The organism is Pseudaestuariivita rosea (assembly GCF_017592335.1).
In the GTDB taxonomy this organism is placed as follows: Bacteria; Pseudomonadota; Alphaproteobacteria; order Rhodobacterales; family Rhodobacteraceae; genus Parasulfitobacter; species Parasulfitobacter rosea.
On sequence record NZ_JACNMP010000002.1, the window covers coordinates 152,579 to 166,625 of the forward strand.

The following is a 14,047-nucleotide window of genomic DNA, read 5'->3' on the forward strand; positions in this document are numbered from 1 at the left end:
CACAAGGCGCGCGGGGCGGGGGTTGAGGCAGTAACAGAAGAACCGATGAGGTGTGTGAAACACCCGCGGGCGGTGAGGCGAAATGGCAGAGATGACATCCCCGAACGGGGACACTCCCGGCGTGCAGACCCTTGTGAACTGGGCGGGCGCCATGATGTCACTTGCATTGATCGCAGGTGTCAGTATCTGGGGTTATAACCTGATCCAGCGCGACATGTCCGGTGTGCCGGTCGTGCGCGCCCTGGAAGGACCGATGCGGGTGCAACCCGATGATCCGGGCGGACGACCTGCGGAACATCAGGGGCTGGCGGTGAATGCGATCGCGGCCGAAGATGGCTCGGACGATCTGGCGGATCGTGTGGTTTTGGCACCCGCCCCCGTTGATATAAGCGGTATTGATCCTGTTGTGCCCCGCCAGTCGATGGCCGAGGCGGATGATGCCGATCTTGTGGTTGCTGAAACCACGACCCACGCCGTTTTGACCGAACCGCTGCAGCCCGCAGCACCTCCGGCGCAGGATCGGGACGCCTCAAGCACAGATGGGCCAAGTGAAGAGGAACTGCGGGCTCTGGTCGAACAAGTCGCCAGCCAAACCGAACCGTTGGAGCCGCCAGAGCAGATTGTTGGCGGGTTGGGCCGATCTTTGCGACCACAGTTAAGACCTGCATCTTTGAATGTCTCGCCACGACCTGTTGCCCCGATTGGTGCACCGCAAGAGGTCGACGCATATCAGATCCCCTTTGGCACAACTCTGGTGCAGCTAGCAGCTTTGGAGACACCACAAGACGCAGAGGCTGAATGGGACAGACTTTCGCGCCGCCTTACTGGTTTTTTTGATGATAAAGGCCGTGTGATCCAGAAAGCAGAACGTGCAGGGCGCACTTTTTACAGGCTACGCGCCATGGGTTTCGACGATTTGTCGGATGCACGACGTTTTTGCTCGGCTATTATTGCCGAAGGGGAAAAATGTATCCCCGTAACCACGCGTCACTAATGGGGCAGGGGGCCTTCATCTTTGGGTGCGCCGGTCTGACATTGACCGACGCCGAACGCGCCTTTTTCCAGGACACTGACCCCTGGGGGTTTATCCTTTTTGCGCGGAACGTTGAGACGCCGGATCAGGTCCGGCGTTTGACGTCTGAGCTGCGTGATGCAGTCGGGCGGGACGCGCCTGTTCTGATTGATCAGGAAGGCGGTCGGGTGCAGCGTCTGCGTGCACCCGAATGGCGCGAATGGCTGCCGCCACTGGATCAGATTGTGCGCGCCGGACCAAAGGCGATGGAACTGCGCTATCGTCTGATCGCCCATGAGTTGCGCGACATTGGCATCGACACGAATTGCGCCCCCATGGCCGATATCGCCTTTCCCCAAACCCATGAGTTTCTGAAAAACCGTTGTTATGGCGGGGAGGTCAAAACAGTCGTGTCCGCTGCCCGCGCCGTGGCGGATGGTCTGTTGGCAGGGGGTGTCCTGCCGGTGCTGAAACACATCCCCGGCCACGGCCGCGCGACACTGGACAGCCACCTGGAATTGCCGCGCGTTGAAACCGATGCCGAAACCCTGCACCAGACCGATTTTGCGGCCTTCAAAGTCCTCAGCGACCTACCCATCGCGATGACAGCTCATATTGTCTACAGCGCCTTTGATCCTGACTTACCCGCCACGACCTCGTCCATCATGATGTCGCTGATCCGGGACCAGATCGGTTTTGATGGCCTGATCATGAGCGATGATATCTCGATGCAGGCTCTGTCGGGGTCCATCGCTGATCGCTCTGCCGCGTCCATCGCGGCCGGATGCGATATCATTCTGCATTGCAATGGCGATATGACCGAGATGGAACAGGTCGCCCAGGCTGCAGGTGAAATGGACGATTTGGCATCAGATCGCGCAAACCGCGCGCTATCGCATCGAAAAACACCAGAAAAGATTGACATTGCCGCCCTTGAAGCAGAGTTTGAGACGCTGCTAAACGGGCGTGCCGATGGTTGAAGTTGAAAGTGAAGATGCAGTCGTCGAACGATTGGCCGCCGAGGCGCTGATCGTCGATGTTGACGGGTTCGAGGGGCCTCTCGACCTGCTGTTGACCTTGTCGCGCACGCAAAAAGTCGACCTGCGCAAGATCAGCATCTTGCACCTGGCCGAGCAATATCTGGCCTTTGTCGAAAAAGCCAAAACGCTGCGCATCGAACTGGCCGCCGATTATCTGGTGATGGCGGCCTGGCTGGCCTTTCTGAAATCCCGCCTGCTGCTGCCCCCCGATCCGACCGAGGAAGGCCCGTCAGGCGAAGAACTGGCCGCCCACCTGGCCTTTCAGCTGGAACGTCTGCAGGCCATGCGCGACGCAGCGGCCAGGCTGATGGGGCGCAACCAGCTGGGGCGTGATTTCTTTGCCCGCGGCATCCCTGAGGGTGTCGAACGGGTGCGCCGCGTGACCTATACCGCCACGCTGCTGGACCTGATGCAGGGCTATGCCCGCATCCGCACCAAGGACGAATTCCGCCCCTTTGTCATGGACCGCGACGCCGTTCTGACAATGGAACAGGCGCTGGACCGGATGCGCGGGCTGATCGGATTTGCGGGCGAATGGACCGATCTGACCAGCTATCTGCCCGACGGGTGGGAACTTGACCCCCAGAAACGCAGGTCCGCCACCGCCGCCACCTTTGCCGCATCTCTGGAACTGGCCAAAGCAGGGCTGGTCGAAATCAGACAGGGCGAGGTATTTTCGCCCATTCAACTACGGAAAAAAGACAATGGATGAGGTCGAAGAAAGCCTCTTTGAAGCGCCGCCCATGGGCGAACAGGAACGTATGGTCGAGGCGATTTTATTCGCCACGGCTGAACCTGTCACGGTCAAGGAACTGCAGGGCCGGATGCCCCATGGCTGCGATGCGGCCGAGGCGCTGGTGCATCTGCGCAAACGCTACGAAGGGCGCGGCGTGCATGTGGTGCGCGTGGGCGACGCCTGGGCGATGCGCACGGCGGGGGATCTTGGATTTCTGATGCAGAAAGAAACCGTCGAGACGCGCAAACTGTCCCGCGCGGCCGTCGAAACGCTGGCCATTATCGCCTATCACCAGCCGGTCACACGGGCCGAGATCGAGGAAATCCGCGGTGTGGCCGTCAGCCGTGGCACGATTGATCAGCTGATCGAACTGGAGTGGATCCGCTTTGGCCGCCGCCGCATGACGCCCGGCCGACCCGTGACCTTTGTGGTCACGCAAGACTTCCTGGATCATTTTGGCCTGGAAACTGCCCGCGATCTGCCCGGTCTGAAAGAACTGCGCGCGGCGGGTCTTCTTGAAAACAGACCCCCACCGGGCCAAGTATTACAGACAGACGACGGGGATGGCGACGACGAAGGCCAAAGCGAACTGTTCGAGGAATAATTAGGGCCTGTTTACACTATTAAATACGCTCTGGCGCGAGACCCATTTTGCCGCTGACAAGCCGATTTGACCGCAGCGATGTGGTTCATCGTCAGGGCAAAGCGGCGCGGTCAGAGGCAAAATGGGCCGCGTCCCGCAGGGATTTCGCCAAAATTGCCCATTTCGTCGTTATTTGAGCTTGAAATAGCCTGCTATTCCTGCGCTCAAATGCTGAGAGATGAACAATTTTGGTCTGAAACCAGTGCGTATTTAATAGTGTAAAGAGGCCCTAAATGAACCAGATCGTCAACATGGTCATGCGCATCGTGATGCGCAAGCTGATCAATAAAGGTGTTGATACCGGTGCCAGGTCGATGTCGCGCAGCAGTCGGGTCAAATCCGGGGCAGACGAAACCCACAAACAGGCCATTGCAAAAAGCACACAGCGCAACAAACAGATGATGCGCGCTATGCGGCGTTTCGGACGCTTCTGAGGCTGAATGCCTCGGCGACAATCAGAGCTGCCAGGGCCGCCCCAATCATGGCACAGGCCGTCAAGCCGCCCCATTCATAAACCGGGCGAAACCCGATTGCCCCAGCAAAGACACAAAGATATGTCACTGTTGAATTCAGGCCCATGATCGCGCCGCGTTGTTTGGGGTCAAGTGCCACCAGGCGACTAACCGTCAGGTTCAGGGCAAAATGGTTCACAAGCCCCCAAAACAGAAACGCAACCGTTAAACCGGTCAGTATATCGGCTGTCACCGCAATCAGTATCAACGCTGTTGCCGTGAATGAAAACACAATATGCGCCAGTCCCTTATAACCTCGTCGATCGATCATTCCGTCAAAAATCGCAGCTGTCCCAAACCCGATACCATAAGCTAGAACGGGGGCTGCGGCCGATGCAGTTGAAAGTCCCAGATTTTCATCCAGATGCGTGCCCAGAAAACTGTAAGTGCCATAAAATGCCAGCATCAGACAGACCTGCACAAAAAGTGCCCTGAAAATTCCGGGCACGCGCAAACCGGTCAGGGGCGAGGTTATGATATCGGCCACCCGGCGGGGAAAGCGCGTTGGAAGCAGGATTATAGTGATAAGTCCGGCAAGCACTCCGATTGTGATAAAGACGCTTCTCCAATGCAGTATATCGGCCAGCAGGGTGCTGAGTGTGACGCCAAACACCATCGATATTGTCCAGCCTGTCAGCACGGTGCCCATGGTCCGGCCTTCCTGTCCCTTTGGCGCGATTTCGGCCGCCAGGCTGTAGATGGCGGGTAAGGCGATACCGGCGGCCACGCCCGAAACAGTATGCGCCACAACCAGCACTGTCAGAACCGGGGCCAGTGCTGCGATGGCCGATGCCAATGTCAACAGGATCATCGCAGCGATCAGCGATCTGTCCGCACCGAACCGATCGGCCAGCGGGGCCAGCATCAACGCCGCGCCTGCCGTCCCAAGGCCCAGTCCTGCCGACGCAACCATGATGTCCGCCGGTTCAGTGCCGGGAAAACCGGACGCCACGGCCGCAGCAATGGGCGATACTACAAGAGAGTTCGCCCCCAGCACTCCGACAGCGGCGGTCAGGAGGATAACTTGATATGATGACATTTGGTTTCCATTGAATGAAATTTGGTATTTATGTTATTCAAGGAGAAATTATTCGAAGCAAGGCAGGATGCGCATGGCTGTCAAAGATCAAGATATGGTTCGGAAAAAAGCCGATGACACACGGCCACTGGACCGGATCGACCGAAAAATATTAGGCGTGCTGGCGCAGGATGCGACGCTCAGCTTCGCTGATCTTGGGACGCGGGTGGGGCTTTCGGCGCCTGCGGTGCATGAGCGGGTCAAGCGGCTGAAGGCGGACGGGGTCATAAAGCGCACGGTTGCGATCCTTGACGGGGCGGCCATCAGCAAACCGTTGCTGGCTTTTGTGCATGTGGACACAACCGGTTGGGGCAAGACCAAGGCCTTGATGGCATTGACAGATTTTCCTGAAGTTGAGGAAATTCATTCAGCCACGGGGGACACCTGTCTGATCATGAAGGTGCGGGTGACATCCTCGGTCGCGCTCGAAGGGCTGCTGGCACGACTTTACGACACAGAAGGCGTGCGCGGCACCCGAACCTATGTCGCGCTATCCACCCACCTTGAACGATCCCCACAGGCCGAGGTTTCGGCAATACTGGAGGACGCGCCGCACATCCGGTAATATGCGAAAAATCCGTTGTTTGCCTTCGCCGCGCATGGGAAAGCTGGTCAGGCAACCGCGCGAAGTCGCATCTTGGCAGGTATCAGAATGCGGCGGACCACACCTGCAGGCAGACAGGGAAGGGCGGGTGGACCATTCATGTAATCCGGATTGGCAGATGGCGGCAACGCAGCGGCCAAGAGTCGACGATCGGACAAGGTGAGGCTGCGCTGAGCCATTGGCCCAAGCAGCAAAGATTCCGACCAACAGCCGTTTGCGCGAATGACTTCGTGCTTTTCACATACAAAGTGAACCCAGTTTATTTCTTTTCGGCCCATCATGTGACGGATACCTGGAAGCGACGTCAGCGCCTTTGCCGGGACAAAAACCTCGCGGTTGAAAACTGTATGAAGCTGTTGCTCTCCACCGACCAATATTCTGTGCTGCGGTGAAACAATCAGATCGCGGCTAGGTCGGTTTGGCCCAAGTGATCCTTTCTGGACAAGCACGGGCCGTGACTCCTGCTGGATCCCGTCCAGTGCCTGCGCGCCGTTACGGCACCATAGCACCGATTGCACCCCATGATCTCGTGTCAGAACCAGATCGCCCGGCTGGATTGTTTCGACCGGCCGCGGGCCTTTGGTTGTGGCGATCAGGGTTCCAGGCGCATAGCAGGGGGGCATGTTGGCCTGGTTTGCATTGAATTGCGCATCTGCGGCCTCACCTGCATCATTGGTGTCCCCGTCGTTGTTCAAGTCCGTGGAAGTCGTTCGATCTATGGTGGTCGTTTGGCCGCTTGAAAACGTACTGTCTGTAGAGAAGACCATTTTCTCTGTCGGCAGACCGGCGAACGGACCGCTTGCAGGCGCGCCGACGCTGTCGTTGGTGATGAAGAAAGTATCCCCGGCTTCGGGTATCTCGCTACCGCCGGTTTCCTTGATTTTCGATCCTGTATCTACGTCGAATTCGTAACGCGTCCCGTCCCGCTCGACAGTGACGCTGGTGAATTGGACCTCATTCGGGTCAAACGATCCATCGGGCAGGATATATTTGTCCGGCACATTGATCTCGACAATGTCGGTCGATAGGAAGGGGGCATTGACACCTGTGAATTCCGTCGCAGTGCCTTTGTCGTTGATACCGCCGAAAAAAGCGACCTGATCGCCAGTGAAGTAAAGAACCGCCATCGGAAACCCCGTAACCTGAAGCCCCGATAGTAGGGTTGGTTCGCTAAGATTGCGTTACCAGCCATCGCCAAAGTTTCAGGTGATCCGTGATCAAGGATGCTTGGATGTGCTTGATATTCATGCAGGCCACAAACCGGCATAACCAAAGCGGTCTTAGGTAAAGGCGGCTGTGTCCCTTATGAATATAGTAAGTATTGGCTATAAAGCTTTGCGTAGTCGCACATCTATCCTGACCGGCATCGACATGATTAACCAGCAAGAGGTCCCGGACCGGGTCCGGGACTTCGCTTAAGGGCGGTTAGACCGCTTCCAGAAGGGCCTCACCGGCTGAGACTTCGCATTCGCCGGGATTGGATTCTGCGTTCAGGACTTGCACCACGCCATCGTCGACGATCATGGCATAGCGTTTGGACCGGGCGATCAGGCCCACAGGCGGGGCGTCGAAATCCATGCCGATGGCTTTGGTAAAGGCGCTGTCGGCGTCGCCCAGCATCGTGATGCCCTCGGCCGCGGCGCCCGTTGCTTCGCCCCAGGCTTTCATCACGAAGGGATCGTTGACGGAAATGCAGATGATCTCATCCACGCCTTTGGCCATGAACTGATCCTTGGTGCGCATGAAGCTGGGCACATGGGCCGAATGGCAGGTGGGGGTAAAGGCACCGGGGACAGCGAAAATGACGACCTTGCGGCCCTTGGTCAGGTCGCTGATCTGCACCGTTTCGGGGCCGTCTGCACCGATGCGGGTCAGGGTTGCGTCGGGCAGTGTGTCGCCTTTGGAAAGTGCCATGGTTTATCCCTCTTCTACGTTGAACATTCCGTTGTCCTGCATATAGGGTCGGCGCAGGCAGGCGACCAGTTAAGGAATTGGAAAATGACCCATTTTGTTGTGATCGGTGCGGGGCAGGCGGGGGCGTCGCTGGTGGCCAAGCTGCGGGCCGAGGGGTTTGAGGGCGATATCACCCTGATCGGGGAAGAGCCGGTGCCGCCCTATCAGCGCCCACCTTTGTCGAAGGGGTATCTGTTGGGTGAGATGGCGGAGGAGCGTCTGTATCTGCGGCCCGCCGAGTTTTATGGTGATCAGCGGATTACGCTGCGGTTGGGGCACCCTGTGACGGCGGTGGATGCGGTGGCGCAGACGGTGACGGTTGGGGGCGATGTGCTGGGGTATGATCAGCTGGCGTTCACCACGGGGTCGCGGCCGCGGCGGTTGCCGGACAGTATGGGTGGCGCGCTGGATGGGGTGCATGTGGTGCGTACGCTGGCCGATGTGGACCAAATGGCGGATGCGTTTCGTGCCGGTGCGCGGGTGCTGGTTGTGGGTGGCGGCTATATCGGGCTAGAGGCCGCAGCGGTTGCGTCGAAAACCGGTATGCAGGTCACGCTGATCGAGATGGCGCCGCGCATCCTGCAGCGTGTCGCCTCGCCGCAGACATCGGATCATTTCCGCGCGCTGCATCAGGCCCACGGGGTTCGGATTATGGAAGGCACCGTGTTGCAGCGGCTGGTTGGGGATCATGCGGTCACGGCGGCTGTTCTAGGCGATGGGACCGAACTGTCGGTTGATCTGGTGATCGTCGGGATCGGGATCGAGCCTTGCACGGGCCTGGCGCAGCAGGCCGGTGTCGTGTGCGAAAACGGGATCAGGGTTGATGCCTTTGGCCGCACCTCTGACCCGCAGATCTGGGCTGCCGGGGATTGCGCCAGTTTTCCTTATCGCGGCCAGAGGATCAGGTTGGAAAGCGTCCAGAACGCGATTGATCAGGCCGAGATCGTGGCGCGTAACATGCTGGGGGCGGATGTCGCCTATGACCCGCACCCGTGGTTCTGGTCGGATCAATACGACGCAAAGCTGCAGATTGCGGGGCTGAACACGGGCTATGACCGCGTGGTGACACGGGGGCAGGGCGATGCGGTAAGCTTCTGGTATTACGCGGGCGATCAGCTGTTGTCGGTTGATGCGGTGAATGACCCGCGGGCCTATATGGTCGGCAAGCGGCTGATCGAGGGCGGAAAATCCCCCGATGCAGACGCGATTGCGGCCCCCGACATTGACCTGAAAGCCCTGCTGCGGGCATGAGGATCATCGCCGGGAAACACCGCGGTCTGGCGCTCGCTTCGGTCGGCAAGGGCGATGCGGCGGCCCATTTGCGCCCGACCTCGGACCGGGTGCGCGAAAGCCTGTTCAACGTGCTGATGGGCGGGGCCTATGGCGACCCCGTGACAGACGCGCGGGTGCTGGACCTGTTCGCGGGCACGGGCGCTTTGGGCCTAGAGGCCCTGTCGCGCGGGGCGGCTCATGTCACCTTTGTCGACGACGGGGTCAAGGCGCGCGGGCTGATCCGGCAGAACATCGACCTGTGCCGGGCCCAGGGCGCCACCCGCGTTTTTCGCCGCGATGCGACACGGTTGGGTGAGGTCGGTGGTGCACCTTTCGACCTGACCTTCCTCGACCCGCCCTATGGGAAATCACTGGGGCACAAGGCCCTGTCCGCCGCGACCCAGGGCGGCTGGCTGGCCAACGGCGCGCTGGTGGTGTGGGAAGAAAACAGCCCCCAATCCGCACCCGAGGGCTTTGAGCCATGCGACCAGCGCCGCTATGGCGATACGCATGTGACGATTTTGCGGTATACAGGCATAAGCCGGGCTGACACCCGGCCTACATAAGCAGTCAGTTTGCTGTTCCACGCGTCACCTGAACCGCGGCGCGGGCATCGGCGATCAGGGCGGCGCCGTCAAGGCCCTTTCGGGTCACCTCTTGGATCCAGTCGGCGATCACGGCCTCGCCCAGGTCTTGAATTTTCGCGGTTTCTTCGGCGCTGATTTCGGCGATGTCATTCCCGGCGGCGGCCATGGTATCGCGACCCTCAACATCGCCCGTGTCATGGGCGCGCCCCGCCCAGGCAGACGCTGCAAAGCCCGAGTTCGCATCGATCACCGCCTTTAGATCATCGGGCAGGCTGTCATACTTGGCTTTGTTCATCGCCCAGACAAAGTACAGATTATACAGTGACTTATCGCCCGCCACATCGGTGTGACTGTCGGTCAGCTCGTCCAGTTTCAGCGATGGCGACATTTCCCAGGTGATGACACCGCCGTCCAGAATACCCTTGCTTAGCGCTTCGGGAAAGGCGGGCACGGCCATGCCGATGGGGTTCGCCCCCAGTTTGCGCAGCAAAAGCGTGGCGGGACGGGACGGACCGCGCAGCTGCAATCCGTCAAAATCGTCAATCGTTTCAATTACGTCGCCTTTCTTATGCAGGATACCGGGTCCGTGCATGTGGGCGGCGATCACGTGGATATCGCGGAAATCATCCATCAGGTGCTTCTGCGTGAAAATCCACGCGGCTTTTGAGGCCTCTTCGGCGGATTTCGTCACCATGAACGGCATTTCCAGCGCTTCGGCTTCGGGGAAACGGCCGGGCTGATAGCCCGGAATGATCCACCCGCCGTCGACCACACCATCGCGGATCAGGTCATATTGCGAAGGGGCTTTGCCGCCCAGTTGCATGAACGGATAGAGTTCGACCTTGATGCGGCCGCCGCTGTCACGTTCGATCTTTTCGGCCCAGGGCTGCATGAAATACTTCGGATTGGCCGAATTGGGGGACACAAAATGTTGGAAGCGCAGGGTGATGTCCTGCGCATATGTTGTGGTTGCAAGAATGCCGAGACCGGCGGCGAGGGCTGCGGACTTCAAGAGTTGTTTCATCACACCAGCCTCCTTCTGATAGTTACACAAAAGCCGCATTGCGACAGACATTATCTAGGGTTTCACACCGCCAGTTGCAAATCATTCGCAAGTTCGCGACGCAATGGAATCCCCGAATTGATGCACTCATATTCTGTTTTCAGGGGGCCGCAAGTCACTTTATTGCTGCGTTTTTTTGAGTATTTAAACCAAGAAGAAGGTGGGAGTGCTCTTAGTGACTTCTTCTTGGCAAAAATACTCAAATCCCACCGTACGCAGCTATAAGCGGGCGTTAGCATCTGACGCGTAGAACCCCATACCACGATATCGTAGAGAAATGGTTTTCCAGAACTTGTGTTTTGGCTTCACGACCCAAGACATAAGCCGCCTGAAAAATCATGCATGAGACATAAGGTGGGGGCGTTGCGACCCCTTTCTGGCAAGACCAACCTTCAAGACGGTGGCGCCACCTTTCTTAAACAATTCAGCCCAATACTCTGCCACCCAAAGGTGATGCGGGGCAAAGGGCGTTTACGCACCACGGGGCGCGGTCCCGAACCTGACCCGGGACCTCAAACTGTCAGCTGTTGTCAAAAACCAGCGTAAAGCTGACAGGCACCGTGATCTGGATCGACTCCAGCCCCGCAATGTCCTGCAGCGTGGCAAGCCCGTCCATATACCCCAGCTCATCGGCGTAAACGATCACCGGCTGGCGCGAGGCGACGACGACGCGGTCTTCGCCCACGCGGGTCACAGCGGCCAGCACATCATATGTGGCCTCTTGCCCATTGGCCTGAAGTGTCACGGGAAACTCGACATCCTTGGTCTGGCCCGCCGCCATATCCGTGAAATTCGCCATATCCAACTGCGCCAGCAGCTTAGCGACCGGATGGGTTTCGGTTTTGAACAGATGTTCCTGCATCCGTTCGTTGCGGATATCGATATAGGTTTCGACACTGGACAAAGCGATGTCGATTTCAGCCGCGCCGTCGTCGCTGACCGTGCCGGTCAGGCCTGGCAGCAGGTTTGGTTCGGCGGTATCGGCGTTTTTGATGCTGACATAGCTGATTGCGGACGCATCGCTGTCCAATGTCCAGCCAAAAGCAACAGTCGTGCTGACGGCGAATGCGAATGCGGATGTGATGATCGATTTCATAGGACCCCTCCCAATGTGGTGACGCTCAAAGCCTAACAGCTTTCGGCGGTTAGGCCAGCAGTTCTTCAACCCAGGCGGGCACAATTTCGCTGGCCGGACCGTGACGTGCAGTGTCAAAAAGCGTCGCCCCTTCCGAGGGTTCCAGGTTCAGCTCCAGTGTCGCAGCCCCGGCCAGCCTGGCCTCTTGCACAAAACCGGCGGCCGGATAGACATTGCCGGATGTGCCGATGGACACGAACAGATCAGCCTGCATCAGATGTTCACCGATCTGGTCCATGTGATAGGGGATTTCGCCAAACCAGACGACGTCGGGCCGCGTCGCGGGCGTCACGCATTTCGGGCAAAGATCACGTGGCCCCATGGTCAAGGGCGCGGTCCAGCGATGCCCACAGGCGGCGCAAAGGGCGCCCATCAAAGCGCCGTGCATATGGATCACCTCGGCGCCCGCCCGTTCGTGCAGATCATCGACATTCTGGGTCACGATCACAACGTCGCCTTTATGATCCCGCTGCAACCGCGCCAGCGCCGCATGGGCGGCATTGGGCAAGGCCTCGGCCGCCTGCGCGCGGCGTTTGTTATAAAAGTCGTGCACCAGATCAGGATTGCGCGTGAAGCCCTCGGGCGTGGCCACATCCTCAATCCGGTGCTGCGCCCAAAGCCCGCCTTCGTCCCGAAACGTGCCCAGCCCGCTTTCCGCCGAAATCCCCGCGCCGGTAAGAATGACGATCTTGTCCATATCTTCAACTTGGCAAGGCTGGCAGAAAATGTCACTGATAAATCCATGAAAACGCGCATTCTTTTTGTCTGTCTGGGAAACATCTGCCGGTCGCCCACGGCCGAGGGTGTGTTTCGCCAGATCAGCGGCGGCGCGTATCAGGTCGACAGTGCGGGCACATCGGGCTGGCATATCGGCGATCCACCCTATGGGCCGATGCAGGACGCGGCGCGGGTGCGGGGGTATGATCTGAGCAACCTGCGCGCACGACAGTTCGTGGCTGATGACTTTGAGCGTTTTGATCTGATCCTTGGCATGGACGATCAGAACATGCGGGACATCGAGCGGTTAAATTCCGGTGGCCGCGCCAAGGCGCAAAAGCTGACCACCTTCGGGACACTTGGGGCCGATCATGTCCCCGACCCCTATTACACACGCGATTTCGATCAGGCGCTGGATATCATCGAAAACGCCGCGCGCGGATTATTGACGCATTTGAAAGCCGAGGCAGATCAGCTGAAGCTGCAGTAAGCCTCGGCCGTTTGCCCAAAGTTCTTGTATTTTTGCCAGAATGTTTCGTGGCTGGCACTATCCGACTGGCGGATTTCCTGCGCCATGTGGGGATCGGCGAAAAACTTGGACGCCAGGCGCTGATCACTGCGGTTCAGCGTGGCATTAGCGGCCTCTTGAATGCAGCGGCACAGTTGGCGATTGGCCGCCTGGCGGTCGGATTTCAGGCAGGCGCGTTTGATCACGTCGGCCTGAACGGGGGGCGCCGAAATGGGCGCAGCAACGGCCACGAAAAGGGCCATGAGAATAGCTTTTTTCATTTGTCTGCCTCGATCCTTTGTGAAGCCCGTGTTCTACGGTGTCACTCACTAAGGTTAACCATACATGACTCTGTGGCAGATTTTTGGCGGAAGGGCAATTTCCTTTGATGAATTTGCCCGGTTTTTGGGTATCTCAGATCCGAGGTTTGGGCGCAGGTTCCCGGTCGGCATCGCCTGAATTGGGTTCGCCCTTTGGTTCGATCAGCAGCACTTTGACTTCCTGTTCGGCCCTTGGCCGATGCACAACGCCTTTCGGAACGATAAACATCTCGCCCGCTTTCACGGTTTTCGACGGCTGCCCGTCGATATCCATGATCATCTCGCCCTCAAGCACATAGAAAAAATCATCCGTGGTGTCGTGTTTATGGAACGGAAATTCGCCCTTGAACTTCACCACCATAATGTCGTTGTCATTGTAATCCGCAACAACGTGCGGGTCCCAATGCGTTGAGATCTGCGCAAGCTTGTCGTTGAGGTTGATGGTTTTCATACCCGATATTGCCGCGCCTCAGTCCGTTTCATTCATAATCTGGCCCTTCGCCTCGGCCATCAGTTTGGCCATTTTCGTGCGGATCGTGGTCTCATCCGCCAGACTGCCCAGATCGCCTGACACCTTGCGATAGACATCTTCATCCCCGGCCTCTTCCAGGTCGGCTTTGACGATTTCCATCACATAAGCCTGCGCGTCATCCCCGGTTTTGCCCATTAGGTCGGCCGCCCAAAGCGCCAGAAGCTTGTTCCGGCGCATTTCGGCTTTGAATTGCATTTCTGCGTCATGGGCGAATTTGTTTTCAAAGGCGCTTTCGCGATCGTCAAAGGTGGTCATCCTGTTGGTCCTTCAAAGAGATTGCCGTTTGGGTAACCATATGCCCGTCACGCGGGCCGCCTGCAAGCCCTTCACGCGCG

At 58.4% G+C, this 14,047-nt stretch carries 18 protein-coding genes; 9 read left to right on the top strand and 9 right to left on the bottom strand.

Annotation, left to right across the window (positions count from 1 at the left end; translation table 11 throughout):
- Window positions 1–82 precede the first annotated feature (82 nt).
- From H7848_RS02305 to H7848_RS02325, 5 genes are all read left to right on the top strand, one after another.
- The gene (locus H7848_RS02305) at window positions 83–994 is read left to right on the top strand and encodes an SPOR domain-containing protein (protein WP_208347636.1); all 912 of its coding nucleotides are present in this window, start codon (window positions 83–85) and stop codon (window positions 992–994) included.
- Window positions 967–1,992 carry a beta-N-acetylhexosaminidase gene (nagZ, locus tag H7848_RS02310; protein WP_237072533.1) on the top strand — a complete coding sequence of 342 codons (1,026 nt, stop codon included), beginning with the start codon at window positions 967–969 and terminating at the stop codon, window positions 1,990–1,992. The genes H7848_RS02305 and nagZ overlap by 28 nt, the downstream gene beginning before the upstream one ends.
- Window positions 1,985–2,764: a segregation and condensation protein A gene (locus H7848_RS02315; protein ID WP_208347637.1), complete on the top strand. Its 780-nt coding sequence runs from the start codon at window positions 1,985–1,987 to the stop codon at window positions 2,762–2,764. The genes nagZ and H7848_RS02315 overlap by 8 nt, the downstream gene beginning before the upstream one ends.
- Window positions 2,757–3,392 (top strand): SMC-Scp complex subunit ScpB, encoded by a 636-nt coding sequence (gene scpB / locus H7848_RS02320; protein ID WP_208347638.1) that lies wholly within the window; start codon window positions 2,757–2,759, stop codon window positions 3,390–3,392. Before H7848_RS02315 ends, scpB begins: the two co-directional genes overlap by 8 nt.
- A 272-nt stretch (window positions 3,393–3,664) precedes the next feature.
- Window positions 3,665–3,865, top strand: coding sequence for a hypothetical protein (locus H7848_RS02325; RefSeq protein WP_208347639.1), 201 nt, complete (start codon window positions 3,665–3,667; stop codon window positions 3,863–3,865).
- Here the strand turns inward: H7848_RS02325 and H7848_RS02330 are convergent.
- On the bottom strand, window positions 3,840–4,982 hold the full coding sequence (locus H7848_RS02330) for an MFS transporter (protein WP_208347640.1): 1,143 nt from the start codon (window positions 4,980–4,982) through the stop codon (window positions 3,840–3,842). The genes H7848_RS02325 and H7848_RS02330 overlap by 26 nt on opposite strands.
- 73 nt (window positions 4,983–5,055) lie before the next feature.
- Between H7848_RS02330 and H7848_RS02335 the strand changes: the two genes are divergently transcribed.
- On the top strand, window positions 5,056–5,586 hold the full coding sequence (locus H7848_RS02335) for an Lrp/AsnC family transcriptional regulator (RefSeq protein WP_237072534.1): 531 nt from the start codon (window positions 5,056–5,058) through the stop codon (window positions 5,584–5,586).
- Window positions 5,587–5,633: 47 nt separating this feature from the next.
- On the opposite strand, the gene H7848_RS02340 is transcribed toward H7848_RS02335, so the two are convergent.
- Entirely contained in the window at window positions 5,634–6,752 is a 1,119-nt protein-coding gene (locus tag H7848_RS02340) for a Hint domain-containing protein (RefSeq protein WP_208347641.1), read from the bottom strand.
- 298 nt (window positions 6,753–7,050) lie between these two features.
- Window positions 7,051–7,539 carry a peroxiredoxin gene (locus H7848_RS02345; protein WP_208347642.1) on the bottom strand — a complete coding sequence of 163 codons (489 nt, stop codon included), beginning with the start codon at window positions 7,537–7,539 and terminating at the stop codon, window positions 7,051–7,053.
- An 84-nt stretch (window positions 7,540–7,623) separates the two neighbouring features.
- Here H7848_RS02345 and H7848_RS02350 point away from each other — a divergent pair, with 84 nt between their 5' ends.
- Window positions 7,624–8,829, top strand: a complete 1,206-nt coding sequence (locus H7848_RS02350) for an NAD(P)/FAD-dependent oxidoreductase (protein WP_208347644.1) — start codon at window positions 7,624–7,626, stop codon at window positions 8,827–8,829.
- On the top strand, window positions 8,826–9,416 hold the full coding sequence (gene rsmD / locus H7848_RS02355) for a 16S rRNA (guanine(966)-N(2))-methyltransferase RsmD (protein ID WP_208347646.1): 591 nt from the start codon (window positions 8,826–8,828) through the stop codon (window positions 9,414–9,416). The genes H7848_RS02350 and rsmD overlap by 4 nt, the downstream gene beginning before the upstream one ends.
- Before the next feature lie 4 nt (window positions 9,417–9,420).
- Here the strand turns inward: rsmD and H7848_RS02360 are convergent, their stop codons facing one another.
- The 3 genes from H7848_RS02360 to H7848_RS02370 form a co-directional block, all read right to left on the bottom strand.
- Window positions 9,421–10,461 (bottom strand): TRAP transporter substrate-binding protein, encoded by a 1,041-nt coding sequence (locus tag H7848_RS02360; protein WP_208347648.1) that lies wholly within the window; start codon window positions 10,459–10,461, stop codon window positions 9,421–9,423.
- Window positions 10,462–11,020: 559 nt separating this feature from the next.
- Entirely contained in the window at window positions 11,021–11,596 is a 576-nt protein-coding gene (locus tag H7848_RS02365) for a YceI family protein (RefSeq protein WP_208347649.1), read from the bottom strand.
- A gap of 49 nt (window positions 11,597–11,645) precedes the next feature.
- On the bottom strand, window positions 11,646–12,332 hold the full coding sequence (locus tag H7848_RS02370; protein WP_208347651.1) for an NAD-dependent deacylase: 687 nt from the start codon (window positions 12,330–12,332) through the stop codon (window positions 11,646–11,648).
- Window positions 12,333–12,377: 45 nt separating this feature from the next.
- Between H7848_RS02370 and H7848_RS02375 the strand changes: the two genes are divergently transcribed.
- Window positions 12,378–12,842, top strand: coding sequence for a low molecular weight protein-tyrosine-phosphatase (locus H7848_RS02375; RefSeq protein WP_208347652.1), 465 nt, complete (start codon window positions 12,378–12,380; stop codon window positions 12,840–12,842).
- On the opposite strand, the gene H7848_RS02380 is transcribed toward H7848_RS02375, so the two are convergent.
- From H7848_RS02380 to H7848_RS02390, 3 genes are all read right to left on the bottom strand, one after another.
- Window positions 12,824–13,141 (bottom strand): hypothetical protein, encoded by a 318-nt coding sequence (locus H7848_RS02380; protein WP_208347653.1) that lies wholly within the window; start codon window positions 13,139–13,141, stop codon window positions 12,824–12,826. The two genes, H7848_RS02375 and H7848_RS02380, sit on opposite strands and share 19 nt — an antisense overlap.
- Before the next feature lie 133 nt (window positions 13,142–13,274).
- Window positions 13,275–13,631: a cupin domain-containing protein gene (locus H7848_RS02385; RefSeq protein WP_208347654.1), complete on the bottom strand. Its 357-nt coding sequence runs from the start codon at window positions 13,629–13,631 to the stop codon at window positions 13,275–13,277.
- A gap of 18 nt (window positions 13,632–13,649) precedes the next feature.
- Window positions 13,650–13,967 carry a DUF1476 domain-containing protein gene (locus tag H7848_RS02390; protein WP_208347655.1) on the bottom strand — a complete coding sequence of 106 codons (318 nt, stop codon included), beginning with the start codon at window positions 13,965–13,967 and terminating at the stop codon, window positions 13,650–13,652.
- Between the last annotated feature and the right edge of the window lie 80 nt (window positions 13,968–14,047).

Bases quoted from the DNA above. Each gene is read 5' to 3' on its own strand.
- H7848_RS02305 (WP_208347636.1), top strand. From the start codon at position 83: ATGGCAGAGATGACATCCCCGAACGGGGACACTCCCGGCGTGCAGACC.
- nagZ (WP_237072533.1), top strand. From the start codon at position 967: ATGTATCCCCGTAACCACGCGTCACTAATGGGGCAGGGGGCCTTCATC.
- H7848_RS02315 (WP_208347637.1), top strand. From the start codon at position 1,985: ATGGTTGAAGTTGAAAGTGAAGATGCAGTCGTCGAACGATTGGCCGCC.
- scpB (WP_208347638.1), top strand. From the start codon at position 2,757: ATGGATGAGGTCGAAGAAAGCCTCTTTGAAGCGCCGCCCATGGGCGAA.
- H7848_RS02325 (WP_208347639.1), top strand. From the start codon at position 3,665: ATGAACCAGATCGTCAACATGGTCATGCGCATCGTGATGCGCAAGCTG.
- H7848_RS02330 (WP_208347640.1), bottom strand. From the start codon at position 4,982: ATGTCATCATATCAAGTTATCCTCCTGACCGCCGCTGTCGGAGTGCTG.
- H7848_RS02335 (WP_237072534.1), top strand. From the start codon at position 5,056: ATGGCTGTCAAAGATCAAGATATGGTTCGGAAAAAAGCCGATGACACA.
- H7848_RS02340 (WP_208347641.1), bottom strand. From the start codon at position 6,752: ATGGCGGTTCTTTACTTCACTGGCGATCAGGTCGCTTTTTTCGGCGGT.
- H7848_RS02345 (WP_208347642.1), bottom strand. From the start codon at position 7,539: ATGGCACTTTCCAAAGGCGACACACTGCCCGACGCAACCCTGACCCGC.
- H7848_RS02350 (WP_208347644.1), top strand. From the start codon at position 7,624: ATGACCCATTTTGTTGTGATCGGTGCGGGGCAGGCGGGGGCGTCGCTG.
- rsmD (WP_208347646.1), top strand. From the start codon at position 8,826: ATGAGGATCATCGCCGGGAAACACCGCGGTCTGGCGCTCGCTTCGGTC.
- H7848_RS02360 (WP_208347648.1), bottom strand. From the start codon at position 10,461: ATGAAACAACTCTTGAAGTCCGCAGCCCTCGCCGCCGGTCTCGGCATT.
- H7848_RS02365 (WP_208347649.1), bottom strand. From the start codon at position 11,596: ATGAAATCGATCATCACATCCGCATTCGCATTCGCCGTCAGCACGACT.
- H7848_RS02370 (WP_208347651.1), bottom strand. From the start codon at position 12,332: ATGGACAAGATCGTCATTCTTACCGGCGCGGGGATTTCGGCGGAAAGC.
- H7848_RS02375 (WP_208347652.1), top strand. From the start codon at position 12,378: ATGAAAACGCGCATTCTTTTTGTCTGTCTGGGAAACATCTGCCGGTCG.
- H7848_RS02380 (WP_208347653.1), bottom strand. From the start codon at position 13,141: ATGAAAAAAGCTATTCTCATGGCCCTTTTCGTGGCCGTTGCTGCGCCC.
- H7848_RS02385 (WP_208347654.1), bottom strand. From the start codon at position 13,631: ATGAAAACCATCAACCTCAACGACAAGCTTGCGCAGATCTCAACGCAT.
- H7848_RS02390 (WP_208347655.1), bottom strand. From the start codon at position 13,967: ATGACCACCTTTGACGATCGCGAAAGCGCCTTTGAAAACAAATTCGCC.